Source organism: Acidovorax sp. 69 (assembly GCF_002797445.1).
GTDB lineage: Bacteria > Pseudomonadota > Gammaproteobacteria > Burkholderiales > Burkholderiaceae_C > Acidovorax.
Map to the genome: position 1 here is coordinate 1397618 of NZ_PGEP01000001.1, position 14422 is coordinate 1412039.

19 protein-coding genes are annotated in these 14422 nt (G+C 61.2%); 7 read left to right on the forward strand and 12 right to left on the reverse strand.

Annotated elements, in window-relative coordinates:
• Nucleotides 1–346: 346 nt before the first annotated feature.
• From CLU85_RS22935 to CLU85_RS06500, 4 genes are all read right to left on the reverse strand, one after another.
• Nucleotides 347–586: a hypothetical protein gene (locus CLU85_RS22935; RefSeq protein WP_157803933.1), complete on the reverse strand. Its 240-nt coding sequence runs from the start codon at nucleotides 584–586 to the stop codon at nucleotides 347–349.
• 213 nt (nucleotides 587–799) lie between these two features.
• A complete protein-coding gene (locus CLU85_RS06495) occupies nucleotides 800–1129 on the reverse strand; it encodes a hypothetical protein (protein ID WP_157803934.1) in 330 nt (109 codons plus the stop codon).
• Between the two features lie 76 nt (nucleotides 1130–1205).
• A complete protein-coding gene (locus tag CLU85_RS23530; protein WP_255409640.1) occupies nucleotides 1206–1340 on the reverse strand; it encodes a hypothetical protein in 135 nt (44 codons plus the stop codon).
• Nucleotides 1341–1361: 21 nt separating this feature from the next.
• Nucleotides 1362–1583 (reverse strand): hypothetical protein, encoded by a 222-nt coding sequence (locus tag CLU85_RS06500; protein WP_100409567.1) that lies wholly within the window; start codon nucleotides 1581–1583, stop codon nucleotides 1362–1364.
• 110 nt (nucleotides 1584–1693) lie between these two features.
• Between CLU85_RS06500 and CLU85_RS06505 the strand changes: the two genes are divergently transcribed.
• Nucleotides 1694–1999 carry a helix-turn-helix domain-containing protein gene (locus tag CLU85_RS06505; RefSeq protein ID WP_100409568.1) on the forward strand — a complete coding sequence of 102 codons (306 nt, stop codon included), beginning with the start codon at nucleotides 1694–1696 and terminating at the stop codon, nucleotides 1997–1999.
• Nucleotides 2000–2031: 32 nt separating this feature from the next.
• On the opposite strand, the gene CLU85_RS06510 is transcribed toward CLU85_RS06505, so the two are convergent.
• On the reverse strand, nucleotides 2032–2910 hold the full coding sequence (locus tag CLU85_RS06510; RefSeq protein WP_100409569.1) for a hypothetical protein: 879 nt from the start codon (nucleotides 2908–2910) through the stop codon (nucleotides 2032–2034).
• Nucleotides 2911–3209: 299 nt separating this feature from the next.
• Between CLU85_RS06510 and CLU85_RS22940 the strand changes: the two genes are divergently transcribed.
• Together CLU85_RS22940 and CLU85_RS06515 are read left to right on the forward strand one after the other, a co-directional pair.
• Nucleotides 3210–3443 (forward strand): hypothetical protein, encoded by a 234-nt coding sequence (locus CLU85_RS22940; RefSeq protein WP_157803936.1) that lies wholly within the window; start codon nucleotides 3210–3212, stop codon nucleotides 3441–3443.
• A gap of 100 nt (nucleotides 3444–3543) precedes the next feature.
• Entirely contained in the window at nucleotides 3544–3825 is a 282-nt protein-coding gene (locus CLU85_RS06515; RefSeq protein ID WP_100409570.1) for an H-NS family nucleoid-associated regulatory protein, read from the forward strand.
• A 755-nt stretch (nucleotides 3826–4580) separates the two neighbouring features.
• On the opposite strand, the gene CLU85_RS22945 is transcribed toward CLU85_RS06515, so the two are convergent.
• From CLU85_RS22945 to CLU85_RS06535, 3 genes are all read right to left on the reverse strand, one after another.
• Nucleotides 4581–5555: a phage capsid protein gene (locus CLU85_RS22945; RefSeq protein WP_157803937.1), complete on the reverse strand. Its 975-nt coding sequence runs from the start codon at nucleotides 5553–5555 to the stop codon at nucleotides 4581–4583.
• A 132-nt stretch (nucleotides 5556–5687) separates the two neighbouring features.
• Complete coding sequence (locus tag CLU85_RS06530; protein ID WP_100409573.1) at nucleotides 5688–6701, reverse strand: YqaJ viral recombinase family protein; 1014 nt, start codon at nucleotides 6699–6701, stop codon at nucleotides 5688–5690.
• Between the two features lie 163 nt (nucleotides 6702–6864).
• Nucleotides 6865–7878, reverse strand: coding sequence for a DUF932 domain-containing protein (locus tag CLU85_RS06535; RefSeq protein WP_100409574.1), 1014 nt, complete (start codon nucleotides 7876–7878; stop codon nucleotides 6865–6867).
• 208 nt (nucleotides 7879–8086) lie between these two features.
• Between CLU85_RS06535 and CLU85_RS22950 the strand changes: the two genes are divergently transcribed.
• Entirely contained in the window at nucleotides 8087–8224 is a 138-nt protein-coding gene (locus tag CLU85_RS22950) for a hypothetical protein (protein WP_157803938.1), read from the forward strand.
• A 514-nt stretch (nucleotides 8225–8738) separates the two neighbouring features.
• Here CLU85_RS22950 and CLU85_RS06545 read toward each other — a convergent pair.
• On the reverse strand, nucleotides 8739–9089 hold the full coding sequence (locus CLU85_RS06545) for a hypothetical protein (RefSeq protein WP_100409576.1): 351 nt from the start codon (nucleotides 9087–9089) through the stop codon (nucleotides 8739–8741).
• 283 nt (nucleotides 9090–9372) lie between these two features.
• Between CLU85_RS06545 and CLU85_RS06550 the strand changes: the two genes are divergently transcribed.
• Nucleotides 9373–10428 carry a DMT family transporter gene (locus tag CLU85_RS06550; RefSeq protein WP_056637549.1) on the forward strand — a complete coding sequence of 352 codons (1056 nt, stop codon included), beginning with the start codon at nucleotides 9373–9375 and terminating at the stop codon, nucleotides 10426–10428.
• Between the two features lie 11 nt (nucleotides 10429–10439).
• Here CLU85_RS06550 and CLU85_RS06555 read toward each other — a convergent pair whose 3' ends face one another.
• Nucleotides 10440–12761, reverse strand: a complete 2322-nt coding sequence (locus CLU85_RS06555) for a heavy metal translocating P-type ATPase (RefSeq protein ID WP_369858163.1) — start codon at nucleotides 12759–12761, stop codon at nucleotides 10440–10442.
• A 78-nt stretch (nucleotides 12762–12839) separates the two neighbouring features.
• Here CLU85_RS06555 and CLU85_RS06560 point away from each other — a divergent pair, with 78 nt between their 5' ends.
• Together CLU85_RS06560 and CLU85_RS06565 are read left to right on the forward strand one after the other, a co-directional pair.
• Nucleotides 12840–13274 (forward strand): Cd(II)/Pb(II)-responsive transcriptional regulator, encoded by a 435-nt coding sequence (locus CLU85_RS06560; RefSeq protein ID WP_056637555.1) that lies wholly within the window; start codon nucleotides 12840–12842, stop codon nucleotides 13272–13274.
• A gap of 60 nt (nucleotides 13275–13334) precedes the next feature.
• On the forward strand, nucleotides 13335–13526 hold the full coding sequence (locus tag CLU85_RS06565; protein ID WP_056637557.1) for a heavy-metal-associated domain-containing protein: 192 nt from the start codon (nucleotides 13335–13337) through the stop codon (nucleotides 13524–13526).
• 157 nt (nucleotides 13527–13683) lie between these two features.
• Here the strand turns inward: CLU85_RS06565 and CLU85_RS06570 are convergent, their stop codons facing one another.
• The gene (locus tag CLU85_RS06570) at nucleotides 13684–13977 is read right to left on the reverse strand and encodes a hypothetical protein (protein WP_131798401.1); all 294 of its coding nucleotides are present in this window, start codon (nucleotides 13975–13977) and stop codon (nucleotides 13684–13686) included.
• Nucleotides 13978–14055: 78 nt separating this feature from the next.
• Complete coding sequence (locus tag CLU85_RS06575; RefSeq protein WP_056419633.1) at nucleotides 14056–14397, reverse strand: copper-binding protein; 342 nt, start codon at nucleotides 14395–14397, stop codon at nucleotides 14056–14058.
• Between the last annotated feature and the right edge of the window lie 25 nt (nucleotides 14398–14422).

Genomic DNA, 14422 nt, shown 5'->3' on the forward strand with positions numbered 1-14422 from the left:
TAGATCGTAAGAAGGAGCGGCTACCGGTGTCAACTACTAATGGAGCACCTACGTCAGGTCTCACTTACACCTGACATTCAGCTTTGCGAACTTGAGCGACTGCACCCAGCCTGAAGCAGCCGTATCGACCATTTTTCAGCTGCATTCATTCGCTTCATCCCATCCAAAGCAGTCACCTCCCACTGGAAGCCCTCGCTTCTTATCTTTTGTGGGACGACCATCAGCGCCCCCCCCCGAGCTGCGTTCACATCTGCTCAGACCAAAAAAAGAAGCCACAATAAAAAAGAGACCAGGCCACAGCCTAGTCCCCTTCAACAGTAGTGGCCAACGCCACATTCGCCAGGCCTCACCCCAGCCTGCACAACTCCATGTTTACCTTGACGAGCTCTGACTCGTGAACCCACCCGAGGGTGGAGTTCGGACCAAACTCGGCGTCATGGACTCCCTTCAACTGCACCCACTCCTGAAACCGCCCCACCACCCGCAAGGTAAACCCCTTCATCAGGATCATCTTGGGCTTGGTGTCCTCGTACGGCACAGCAGTCTCAAATACCCGCGTGCCTACAAACACCGTACGGTTCTTCACCTCCTTGCTCAGCGGCCGCACGCAAGCCGAAGTCTCCGGCTGTGGTGACTGCGCCCATGCGCCTTGCACCAGCAACGCACACAAAAGGCCGCCAGCTAGCAATAGGGCAGGGCAGGTAACTCCCTGGTGGTGCCTAGGAATTGCTTTCGTTCCAACATCTTGAACCTGCTTATTTCTTGTTGTCTTCATTGCATATCTCCTTTCCGCGCCAGATCAGCGCCCGTGTTTCTGAACACACTCGATCAAAGCCTTCGCAAAATCTGCCTGCAGGGTCTGCAGCGGAATCCCGCCCCGGCTCTCCGCAAACTCATCCAGGTTCTTGAGGTCGTAGCGCTCGCCCATCTTGTCCACCGCGCACTGACAGGTCTTCTTGCTGCTGCCCCCATCAGTGCAGCCCTTGACCATCATTCGTTCCGTCTTGGAGCCAGAACACCCCACCAAAGCCAGCACGGCACCCAACGTGAGTGCTGTGATCACACCCCTGGACCCACGGATCCAGCTTTGCAGACCCACTAGCTGCGCCCCCGTCATTCCGAATCGCATAACCCCTCCTTGTGTATAAAAACGCACGCCCAGCCCTCCAGGCGCGCTCATCGTTCTGTTCCCAACTCAAAGCCCCTCACCGCTTTCCACTGTTGGCCATCCCAATCAGCAGCCAGAGCACGATCACTCCCAGCCCGAACCAGAAGCCCAGCGAGGCAAAGAACAGGTAGACCATCAAACACACCAAAATCACCTGTGCCAAAAACGCCATGGTGCTTTCTCCTGTCCAGCCTTAACTGGCCATCACAAACGCCACCATGGCAACGATCAGTAAGCCCCCAATGAACTTGCCCAGTCCTGGCAACACCATCACAGGCCACACCAACCCCTGGCCCAGGTGGTACGCAAAACTTCGGTAGGGCTCATCCCCCCAGTTGTTGGCATAGATCGCATACAGCAGCCCGAACAAGAAATACCCCACCACCACCCAACGACCCCAAGCAAACCGCTTCATGGCAATTCCTCCTAAAGTTGAAGCACTAACCACTCAACATTCCCACGGAGCGCACAAATAGTGATGCAAACTCCGTAGATGCAAAGAAGGCAAAACCGCATCCTCTTGCGGTGTCTGCCAAACCCACGCCACCGACCCATCTGCCCGACCCGGGCAACGTGCGCGAAGTCCTCGCGTACTGGATTCGGCTACTGCGTGTAGAAAAAGGATGGTCCCAAGAGCGCCTAGCCCACGAGTGCGAACTCGACCGCACCTACGTCTCGGCGGTTGAGCGCTGCCGCTGGAACATCGCCCTGGCCAACATCGAACGCTTGGCGCAGGCCCTGGGCGTTGAGCCCTGGACCCTGCTCAAACCCCCAGATCAAGCGATCAAGCCCGCACGCAAAGTCGCCCGAAAGACCCCCGCCAAAGCTTGAGCCTGAGGCCGAACGCAAAGGTACAAGCTCCTTCATTGCGAAGGCACCGGCTTGCCGTCCAGCGTGAGCAAACCCTGCTGGTAAACAAACTCCACCATCTTCTGAGCCGCCTTGCGCTGCTCTTCCTCGGGTTCGAACGGCCCCGCAAACCCCAGCATCCGAATGGACAGCTTGGGAGCCATATTGGGCTTGTCCTCGACCACAGCAAACACCCGATCCGAGCAAGACCCAAACTTCGGCGACACCTGCACCCCCTGCGCCGACACCGCCAGCACCTGGAAGAGGGCAGGGCAGGCAGTCCCCGATCCGCTTTGCAGCAACAGCACATCCTCTGCACCTACCGGCGCATTGCGCACGATGCGCACGGATTCCTCCTGAGGCGGTAGAACGGTTTGCCCGTTCAAAACAACCGAAGAATCTCCCTCCTGCACAGCCACCACCCCAAACCGGGTCTTGACCCGCATCTCGGGTTCTTCGAGCGCTGACTCCACGCGGGCGTCCCCCGCGTCAACCATCCCCAGCCACGCCGAGGGCGACACACTGAACCCCAACTCGCCCAAGACCTTCGTGGCCTGTGCCTGACTGTCCAGTGGTCTTGCCCGCACACCCTCCACCAGACACGGCATGTTCTGCACACACTGCGACAAAAGCCGCTGTCCCAGAGCACTCTTTGGATCGAACACAAACGCCACCAGATCCCCCGTCTCCGGGCTGACCTCGAACACCGCCCCCTGTTCCCCCCGGCGATCCAAGACCCCACCGATCTCCAGGAACCCCGAGACCGTTTGCACCGGCAACTCAGGCGCCTGCACCTCGGCCTCCTTGCGCTGGCAACCGGCCAGCAAGCCCGCCGCACCCACCACCGCCAACGCCGCCAACGACACCAACACCCGGCTGCGCGCAAGTCGCATCCTTGTTCTCACGGACTGCATAGAACTCCCTCTCTATTGGTAAATGATATGTGATGCAAATGCATCAATTGAACGCCAACCAAAGACCATCGGTTGACTCAATGCTGAACGGGCAGGGATGGGGAAGTGGCTGCGAGATCTTTGCCGCAGCTCAGCCGCTACCGTGTGAGATGTTCCATATGGAGCGAGAACATCCCTGCCCGTGACCAGCTTCCCCCGTGGACCTGTACAAACTCCGTTGCCTTGGTACGATCCCAAGTGCACGCAACGAAGACCCCCACCTAGAACAGATCCCCTGAGTGAAGAACCTGAGCGCCTCCATCTCGATGAACCCGTCCACCGCCAGGAACTGCTGCGGCTACTGTGGTGCAACCAGCTACCACCGCGTGCTCGCACGCGATGACGCCGGAGTCATGCGCTACACCGAAGCCCTGCGTTGCACAGGTTGCGGCCGGGAATACGCCAACCTGCAGGTATGGCGCCAGGGCGACACCCAAGAATCCGTGACTCCCCCCGTTGCAACTGCCCACTGAGCATTCCTGGGCTCCAGTTCGCGTAGAGTGCTCCCTGTGCCTAAAAGGTCCTCCTTGGACCCAATCACAACAGCCCAGCACTCATTCCCAACACATTCGCATGTCCAGCTACGCCGAACTCCTGGCCCAGAAAAAGCTCCTCGAAGAACAAATCGCCAACGTCAAGAAGGCTGAGTCCGAACAGGCCCTCCAGACCGTCCTGCAACTCGTTCAGGAATTCGGCTTCACCGCCCAGCAAGTCTTTCCTTGGAAGCCGACCAAACCCAAGAAGAAGGTGGAAGCCAAGTACCGGGATCCCGCTACCGGCGCCACCTGGTCCGGCCGAGGCAAGCCGCCCCAGTGGATTGCGGGCAAGGACCGCACGCCCTTTGTGATTGCCTGATCGGCACTGAAAGAGATCCAAGCAGTGCGTAGACACTGCCTGACATCCCGCCAGATCACTGGGCGCCATAGCCCTTGCCGGGAGACAGTGCGATCGCTGAGAGGACGAACCCACAGTCCAGTCCTCCCTCCACCGTACGCGCCGACCACACTGCACGAAACTCCGCCACCTGCATGGCTGCCTCATGGTGTAGATAGGCACCAGGAACCAGACGCTGGTTGTGTCCCAACCCCCAGCCAGGATGCACCTGGGTATCCAGGACGAGGAGTCCGGAAGCCTCTGTGCACGGAACACTGCCTGACCCATCCCCCACCGGACTCCAAGGCCCCTCCACCCCGACCACCAGCATCCAGTGAGGTGCAGGGCAGGGCCTCCTGGTAGTTCCTCGCATCTCCCTGGCAATCGACTGCCACAGCAGGAGCACCAGGCCACCCCGGTGAACCGCGTCGTGGCACAGCGCCAGCAAATCCGCCGGTGCTTGTTCCCAGACCCGCTGAGCATGGAATCCAGGGAGTAAGCGCTGCGCATGGCGCAACACACCGGCCGCACTGGTCACAGTTGGTACTGCAACCCGCGCGCCGGTGAGTAAGGCCACCGCCTGCTGCAGTACCGCCGCCCCCGTGCGATGGGGCGGTGCTCGATGCCTCACCAGAATCCCCGGCAGCACCTTGGCACCAGGTTCTGAATCCGGCCCACTGCGATAGCAAGGTACCGTCTCCATCACCAACCCCACGGCATAGCGCCGAACCCTCCCTTCAGGCACCCGCATGGGAACCCCCCGGATCACCCGTTGCGGTGGCTCGTGCTCCCAGCGCTTCGTGCTTGCGATGCAGCTTGCCCCGCAGCGAGATCGGCGCGGGTGCTTGCTCCGCTCCACCATCTCCATTCGGATCGGAATCCGGATAGAACTCCTCGACGACCTCCACCCCTTCCTCTTCCGACTCCTCAAACTCCCCCAGTGCCAAACCCTGCCGCGCCGCTTCATCCAGCGCCGCCTGGTCCAGCCCCAGTGCAGCCTGCTGCTCGCGCTCCTGCCGTGCCAACGCCACAACCTGGGCCAGTGAGGCACCAGGGCGCAGCATCAGATCCACGTAGTAGATCGGTGTGCGGTGCGACAGCGTGGTGGACTTGCCCCGCAGCCGAAGCTCCAAGGGCAACCCGGCCAGCAACCCACCCGACACCGCAAACAGATACCGCAGCCGGGTCGACAGTGTCCGGATGCTGTTGAACCCCGTCGTCCGGAACACAAAGCTGCCCAGTTCATCGCCATTCATACCCTCTTTACCCGCCTCGGTACTCCCCTCAGCCTCCACCCGCACATGCAGCCGCCCATACGGCTTGCAGTTCCCGTCCTGCGCGAGCGCACACACCGCGGGCGAAGGACAGGGCAGGGACTGCATCCCTGACAGGGTCACCCGCTTGCAGCTTTCTCCATCTCCAACACACAGAGGTCGTCCCGTGGCCCGATCAAACATTGTGTAGTTCGCCCTGAGGCTCAAGTCCGGATCGTCAAACAGCAACCGCACCGGAATGCTGCGCAGCTTCGCCCCCGGCTCCTTGCGCAATAGCGCATCCACCGGATGTGGCACCCACCCCTCCTTGTTCTGAACTTGGCTGGTCAGGGTGAACTCGTCGTCCTTCTCCGGAAGACGACGTCCTGCCTTCTCCACCACCCGCCCAATCGCAATGCGCCCGATCACGGGCGGTGTCAAAGCCAAACCTTTGAGCATGTGAATCTCCTTGTTGAATGTGAATGCCCCCCAAAACACAACGGGCCTCACCGTCACCGATGAAGCCCGTCTGGGGATGCGTGAATAGAAAATGAATTGAATGAACCTGGGCCCCGATGTCCCCGGCCCACCTCAGGTCTGCACCAGAAACCTCCGACTCCCAGGCTTGGGTACCGTGTAGGCCTTCACGATCTCCGGCTGCTCCTTGGCCAGCCGCGCGGTATCGAGCTGCGTCCCATCCCGACTGCGTTTGAAGCTGACCTCCCCGTTCTCAAACACCGCCCGGCTGGAATCCCCCATGCGCTGCTGAATGGCCTGCTTGAGCTGGGCCTCCAGCGCCGTGTTCGTCGCCAACACCTCCCGTACCGCCAACAGGTCCGAGAACACGGCCCCCATCACCAGGTCATGTTTGAGATTCAGGGTGAAGCCCGTGTCTCTTGGATACAGCGCCCGCAATGCCCGGTCTGCTGAATCCGACCCATCGGCCGGCGGCGCCTGGCCCCGCTCCACATAGCCCCAGAACTCCCGCTCCAAGGTGATGAGTTGGGCAATCAGCTCCTCATCCCGCTCGATCCGGAAAATCTGCAGTTCCTGACCCCCGAGCAGTACCGCCACATCTGCCGCCTGCTTGCCCGTCACGGCCAACTGGTGCTGGACTTGCAGCTGCACATACTCGGGCACCCCATCGCGCCAGAGCCAGGCGCCCTGAATCCCCGCGGTCTTGCACTCCAGCAACTGGACATCGGGTGCCCCAAGGACCTCCCGGTCGATATTGGCCAGCATCCAAGGATGCTCAGGATGCTGCAGCACCGCATTGATGCGCCGTACCCGGTTGCCCGTACGGCGGGTGTAGTGCGCCGCCACGATGGGCTCCAGAAGCGAACCCCAGTACATCGGACTCAGATCGTCCGCACCCCCATCACCCGGTGGGACGACAGGCGCACGACCGGTCTTCTCCATCCATAGCTCCAGCTGCGACTGGTAGGGATTGAGCCCCACCGCAGCCGCGGCATCTGAACTGCCAATGCCTCCCTTGCGCACCTGCAACCACTGATCGCGATCCAGGTCCTGGGTCTTGACCAGCCGAAGGGCAGGGCGGGCTTTGGTGGAGGAAGTCCCCACCGGTGAAACAACAGGTTGAACCATGCTGACTCCTTGAACGTGAAAGAAACGAACACCCGCCCGACCCCCAAAACAAAAGACCCCGGACCAATGAAGGAGCCGGGGTCTATGCCGTGGAGGGCGATGGAGGTGAATGGGTAAGGTGCGAGACAAAAACCAGAATGGGCCGGCAGAACGGCAGACACGATCACGAAGCCAACTGCAAGGCCTGCTCCAGTGCCCGCTGTTTGAGGGTGGCCCCCTGGCCAAACCAGGCACTGTCCAGGCGGTATTCCTGATTGCGCGCCCGGCGCTCATGGTCCACGAACTCGGTGACGGCGCACAGCAGACCCCAGGCCGTGCCCTTGGCGGCTGCCAACTCGGCACCCCGGCCCTGGCCCTCATACATGGCCTGCACCTTCTTGAGGGCACGCTCATTGGTGAGACCTGCAGAAGCATCCGCATGCCCATCCGTCTGGCACAGCACCTTGAGGAAATAGTTCATGGACTCATGGCTCTTGACCTTGCGCTCGGACAGGGTCTTCATGCGGTACATGAAACCGTCCCATTGCGAGACGGCAATGCCCAACTGCTTCTTGACCGCCTGCGCATCAAAGCTGGTGCTGTGGGGCACCTTGATCGCACTCGATATTCCGGAAAGAGCAATCGAGAGCGTGTTGTTGCAGACCACCCGCACCGTTGTCGGTGTGGCTGTGGTGGCCAGCGTCCCATCACACGACGTTGCCAGCAGCAGATAGCCATTGACCACATCGTTGCCCTTCAGAGCAGAGGATTTGCCGGTACGGGCCAAGGCCCAGAATTTGCGGCCGGCCTTCAGCACCCCGGCGGTCTCCAGCTCATACCCAGAGACTTCCGTCAGATCCCGATAGAACTCCAGCACCTGCTTGGGCTGAACCACCTGGTAGCGGGCACTGACCACTGACAGGGGGGCCTTGGTATCGCTGCGGTACAGCACCTTCTGGTCGGGGAACTCCATGGGTTCGCCATAGAGGTCCGAGACGGAAGACGCAGCACCAGATCCGGACACGGAGCCAGAAACAGCCTGCGTGGCCATGTAGCGCACAGGGGTCTCGCGGATGGTCCAGTCCATGCCTGCTTCACGGGCCCAGACATCGATGGGTTGTTTGGCGGGCAGTTGCTGACCCAGGTTGTGCCAGGGGGTCTCACCGACATAGGCCATGGTTTGAACGAGATGTGCCATTGAAATACTCCTTGTAGAAATGGAAGAGAGGATGAGAAAACGCAAGAACAAAAACACGAAACCACCCGCCCACGGCTGCGCCACTGCGCGACTCCAAAGAGCGCACAGCAAGGACTAAGAGGCGGGTGGGGGAGTGAGAGAAGGGAGACCGAGGAGTCAGCAGGACGAGTACCGCCCATGCACCTCAGTCACGTGGAGGGCCAAAGGTGTGACCGCACTCCAGGCAGCGGTAGTTGTCCAGGCAGTTCTGATCGACGGCTTCACCGATCTTGCTGCCGACTTCGCAACCGATGGCGCCGCCGACCAGGCCACCGAGGGCGGCACCGGCGAGACCGCCAAGGACTGACCCTGCAGGACCGGCGAATGCGCCGAAAGTAGCGCCCAGTCGGGCACCGCGCAGCGCACTGGCTGCACCGCTGGCAGCGCCTGCGAGAGCGCCGACAGCGCCGCCCGTGTTGCGACCGAGATTGCGGGATTCCAATCGCGGAGATTGGCATTGGGGACAGGTAAGCATGGAAATTTCCTTGAAAGAACATGCGGGTGAAAGAACCAGAAAACCAAGATAGACAGACCAACAGGCAGCCCCAAAAAGCAAAAGCCCCGGGTGCGTGAACACACGGGGCTGAGGGGGCGCCAGATCGCAGAACCGAGAGGCAAAAAGGTAGAGAACTCCGACCAGGACGGCATAAGGCCCGGCAGCTCGCAATGAGCTTGCCGGGCTTTATGGGCGTTGAACCGCTGCCAAGGGGCAGACGTTGGTCAGGTCCCTGGGGTGATATGTGACTGAAGAAATTTGGGATCGAAGGAAAAGGGCGTTCGCCCGGCTCATATGTGGCCTCCAGGGACGCTGCCAAAGAGTGTCAAGCCACGGAGGGCTGCGACTGTGCGTTTGATGAAGGTACCTCTTTGGTGCAAGCGCATTGCCGTACGGAGCGCACGATGGAGATGGTCTGCAGGGACCGCTCCTTGTCGCGGATGGCAAAGCAATGGCGGCCGTACTTGCCCTGGATCACACGAATCTGTGCGTCAGATGCGGGAGGCTGAGGAGTTTGCTGTGCACTGTGTATCAGGCGTTTGATCTCGAGTTGATCGGGGTCTGATACTGATTGGCCTGGCTGATGGCGGTGCAGGATCTCTCGGTAGAAGAGGCTGGCTTTGTTGATGCTCGGAAAGTCTTGGCCGTCGATGTGGACGGGGATTCTGGATGGCATGGGAACTCCACGGGTCGCGGGGACCGTTGTTGTTGAACAAGTGGAGTGGCCCGGGCTACTGTGAACCACTCACAGTATTGGGGGGCTCTTGAGCCGCGTGACTCGTTTCAGAGGGTTGCTTCAGGCTGGTTGCCGTCGCTCAGTCTGACAATGTCGTTGGCCGCTTTCTTCGAAAGCAGACCTTCCACTTCTCGTCGAGTCAGCTATTTCCGTCTTTGAACCCCTTGCCTTGTCCAGTTCTGGGGATTACCAGACTCCGATGTCGTGCTCAAATCCCTCACCTATGAAGCGTGACCCTTTGCATCTTCCCGCCTTGCGCGGTGGCTTTCTCGCCCTGCTGGCGGCGGTACTCTTCGGCATCAGCACGCCCGCGGTACAGAGGCTGGGCGCAGGGCTCGGGGCCTTCACGACCGCAGCGCTGCTGTACTTAGGAGCGGCCCTGATCGGGGCACTGTCGCTGCGGACTGCTGCGCATGAAGCGCGAGTGCAGAGGTCCGACATTCCGCGCCTTCTGGCGATGGCTGGCTTTGGCGCCGCGCTGGGGCCGGTGGCCCTGGCCTGGGGCCTGCAGCACACGAGCGGAGCCAGCGCGTCGCTCATGCTCACTCTGGAAGCGCTGTTCACCGCCACGCTGGCATGGTGGCTGTACAGCGAAACCATGGACCGCCGCGTGTGGGCCGCCATGCTGTTGCTGCTCGCAGGAGGAATGGCGCTCGTTCTGGACCAAGGCCTGCAAGGAGGCGTGCAGTTGCTGGGGCTGCTTGCCGTGCTGCTGGCCACGGTCGCCTGGGGGGTGGACAACACCTTGTCCCGTGGGCTGGCTGAGCGCGACCCCAGCCAGGTGGTGATGGCCAAGGCCACCCTGGGGGCCGCAGCGACGGCTGCATTGGCTGTTTCGACTGGGGAGCCTTTGCCTTCCCTGTCCGCAGCACTGGGACTTCTCGCCGTTGGAGCCACTGGTTACGGCCTGAGTCTGCGCTGTTACCTCCTGGCCCAGCGGGCATTTGGTGCGGCGCGGACGGGCTCGGTGTTCGCCTTCGCGCCCTTCATTGGTGCTGCCGTGGCCTTCGGTTTCGGGGAACGCTCTGCGGGGTGGTTTATGCTCTTGGGTGGAGTGTTCATGTTGGCGGGAGTAATGCTCCATCTGGCGGAAAGCCATGGACACGAGCACACGCACGAAGTGCTGGAGCATGAGCATGCTCACCGGCACGACGATGGGCACCATGCACATGTGCACGTAGTAATGCCAACTGGCAGCCACAGCCACAAGCACACCCATGAGCCTGTGACCCACGCCCATCCCCATGCTCCTGACGTGCACCATCAGCACGTTCACTGAACCCGCTAGATCTAACCAACAGCGCGGACCGCGTGAGCGCGGGCACCGCGCAACAGCCTCAGCCCATTGCCGACCACCAGGAGGCTGGCCCCCATGTCCGCAAAAACCGCCATCCACATCGACGCGTTCCCAAAAACCGCAAGCACCAGAAACACCGTCTTGATGCCAAGCGCCAGCATGATGTTCTGAAGAAGGATGCTCCGCGTGCGCTTGGAGAGCTGGATGATTTCAGGGATGCGGCGCAGATCGTCGTTCATGATGACGATGTCCGCAGCCTCCATGGCCGTGTCGGTTCCTGCCGCACCCATGGCCAGGCCGATGTCGGCGCGTGCCAGCGCAGGGGCGTCGTTAATGCCATCCCCCGTCATCGCCGTGGCACCGTACTGGGCCTGCATCTGCTCAATGGCCGACAGCTTGTCTTCTGGCAGCAGGTTTCCATGCGCCTGGTCGATGCCCGCCTGTTTGGCGATGGTCTTTGCCGTGGATTGGTTGTCTCCGGTCAGCATGACCGAGGCGATCCCCAGGGCGTGGAGCTGGGCGATAGCTTCCCGTGAGCTGTCCTTGATGGTGTCGGCCACCGCAAAGATAGCAAGAACCTCAGATTGGCTGGCCAGAAGGGTCACCGTGCGGCCCTGCGACTCCTGCTCCTGCAGCAGTGCCTCAATGGCGGGACTGCAAAGACCCCGTTCCTCGATGAGCCGGTGATTCCCCAGGATCAGGGGTTGGCCTTCAAGCTGGGCTTCCACACCACGTCCGGCAAGGGCCGTGAAGCCCGCCACGGTGCCCTGGCCGGCAAACAGCCCTTGCGCGATGGCCCTGGACACGGGGTGGTCCGAGTGCCCGGCCAGGTCCGCCGCCCAGCCCAGAATCTGGGTTTCGGGATACGTTCTGGCCAGCACGTGCTGGGCCACCAGTTTGGGTTTTCCTTCCGTGATCGTGCCGGTCTTGTCGAGCGCAATGGCCTTGAGTTTGTGCGCGTCTTCCAGGTAAACCCCGCCCTTGATGAGGATGCCACGCCGGGCCGCAGAAGCCAGACCACTGACCACCGTCACCGGCGTTGCGATCACCAGCGCACAGGGGCAGGCGATGACCAGCAGTACCAGAGCCTTGTAGACGGCATCCACCCACGTCAGGCCCATGAAGACCGGAGTGAGCGTCGCCACAAGAACGGCCATGATGAACACAGCCGGGGTGTAAATGGCAGCAAACCGGTCCACGAACTGCTGTGTGGGGGCGCGTGAGCCCTGCGCCTGTTCCACCGAGTGAATGATGCGGGCCAAGGTGGTGTTGCTGGCCTCTGCCGTGACCATCACCTCCAGGGTGCCTGTTTCGTTGATGGTGCCAGCAAACACGGGATCTCCAGGAACCTTGTCCACCGGAATGCTCTCTCCCGTGACCGGCGCCTGGTTGACTGCGCTGGTCCCAACGGCCACCGTGCCGTCCAGCGGCATGCGCTCGCCCGGCCTGACCCGGACGATGGCGTTGACGGGAACCTGTGCAGCGGCCACCGATTTCCAGCTGCCGTCAGGCTGGCGTACTTCGGCCGTCTCGGGCGTGAGATCCAACAGGCTCTTGATGGCATTGCGTGCACGGTCTACCGCGCGGCCTTCGATCAATTCAGCAATGGCATAGAGGGCCATCACCATGGCGGCTTCTGGCCATTGGCCAATGAGAAACGCGCCGGTCACGGCCACTGTCATCAGCGCATTGATGTTCAGCCGTCCCTGCAGCAAGGCGGCAAACCCCTTGCGATAGGTAGAAAAGCCCGCCAGCCAGATGGCCGCCGCCGCCAGGGCCATGCCAATGCCCTTGAAGACCAGCGTGTCTGGAGAAAAGAAGGCCACGGCTTCGGCGCAGACGGCCAGGCCCAGCGCCAGCCCCATGCGCCCGAGTCCGTCGGTGGTGGAGGCCCGCCCAGGGGCTTCGCCCGTTGCCGCAGCGGTTGCCATGGGCTGCGGGTCGAACCCTGCCTCGCGAATGGCCGCCAGGGCTTGAGGAATCACAGCATCGGGGGCGTCAATGGTCAGCGTGCGTGCGCCGAGCTGAAACCCCAGGCCGCGTACCCCGGCAATTGGCTCCAGCGCGCGGCGGATCTCACTTTCTTCGGCAGCACAGTCCATGGCTCCGATGCGGAACATGGCTCCTTGGGGGCCACGCCCATTTGCAACCGAAGGCGCTGCGGTTGCTACCGAATGTGGGGTACAGCAAGTATCTGGAGAGGCCGCAACCGGGCTGGCGCAACAGGAATCAAGCTGAGTAGAGACGGGAGCGGATGGAGCGCAGCATGGGTCCTGGGAGGTTGGTTTTTGTGCTTCGTCGCAGCAGGATTTCATAAATTTCTCTCCTTGATGCCTCGATTGGAAACCTTGGAGTAGCTACAGTGTCAAGACCTCCAATATCCAGCTCTCAACATGCAGATCAAGGAACTGGCCGCCGCAACAGGCGTTGACGCCGAAACGATCCGTTTTTACGAAAAGGAAGGCTTGTTGCCCCAGCCCGCGCGGCTGGCCAACGGCTATCGCAACTATGCTCCCGCTCACCTGGAGCGGCTGTCCTTTGTACGGCACTGTAGGGCACTCGACATCCCACTGGCAGATGTGAGGAGCCTGTTGGGTGCGCTAGATGCGCCCCAGGAGGCGTGCGCAGACGTCAACAATCTGATTGACGACCAGCTAAGTCGGCTGCGCGCTCGTCTCATCAGCATGATGGCGTTGGAAAAGCAACTGCTGCAGCTGCGCTCAGCATGCAGTGGAGAGCATGCGCATCAGAGCTGTGGAATTCTTAATGAGCTTGTCGCGGCCGCCCATGGCGAGGCGTGTCTGTGCCATGGAGGAAAAAGTGGTTGACCTTGCCACTGTGGCAAGTCCGAGACTGCACTCCTCTCAACTCTTTGCCACGAGAAGTAAATGCATGAATTCCAGCTTCCCGACATGACCTGCGGGCACTGCGCAGGGATGGTGAACCAGACACTGCAGATGGTGGATCCTGGCTGCAAGGTGCAGGTGGACATGTCCAAGCGCTTGGTTACGGTGCAGAGTGCTGAAGACCGCCTGACGCTTGCGGAAGCGCTCACCGAGGCGGGCTACCCGCCCTCTTGACTACGCGTCCGTACCGCAAAAGATCTGCTCCGGCACACGTTCATCGCGGCGGGCATTGACACCGCCTTGGAGCCGCCGACCATCGCCTTGACGCAGCGATGGTCGGCCTGAGGTCTTTGGGCGGTTGCTACTTTTTAGCCACCTCTCTGTCTCGGAACTACTTGGGCGTGGAGCCCGGAGTGGCTTCCTTGTGCGGCATGGCTTCACGCGCATTGGCCTTTTCCTGACCACGGGCTTCGGCCTTGCTGGTGTCGGCGATGCCAGAGCCTTCACCCCGCGCCGTACTGCCATCCTTGGTCCGCTTCACACCGGTCGCAGGACGGGCCTTTTTGTGTTCCTCGCCATGCGCTTGCGCCTTGGAGTTGGTGTAGGGCGTGGCCTCTTGGGTGTCGCCAGCGGCGAATGCGGACGATGCGGCGGTCATGGCCAGGGCGATAAGGAGAGTTCTCATGATTTTTCCTTGGTAGGTTGACGTGCGAACAGAAGAACGCCCCCTTTTCTTGAGGGCGTATCGAGACACTTTTTGCGCTTACTTGGCAGGCTCGATGGCGGTGACCACCATCTTTCCGCCCTCGTTGATCACCATGAAGCGGATCTTGTCGCCGACCTGCGCCTTGTCGAGCAGGGCCTTGTCCTTGGCAGCAAACACCATGGTCATCCCCGGCATCTCCAAGTGCTTGATGTCGCCATGCTTGATGGTGATTTTTCCGGCGTCCTTGTCGATCTTGCGCACCTCTCCATCGGTCATGGAGGCTGCGGTCGTGGATGCGGCTTTTCCGGCGTCTCCAGCGGCCTGCGCCACGGCCGACAGCGGCATGAGAGTGACCAGCGACAACATAGCGCCGATCAATAAAGTGTTTGCGTTTTTCATACGAGCTCCTTGTTCAATTGCGTGC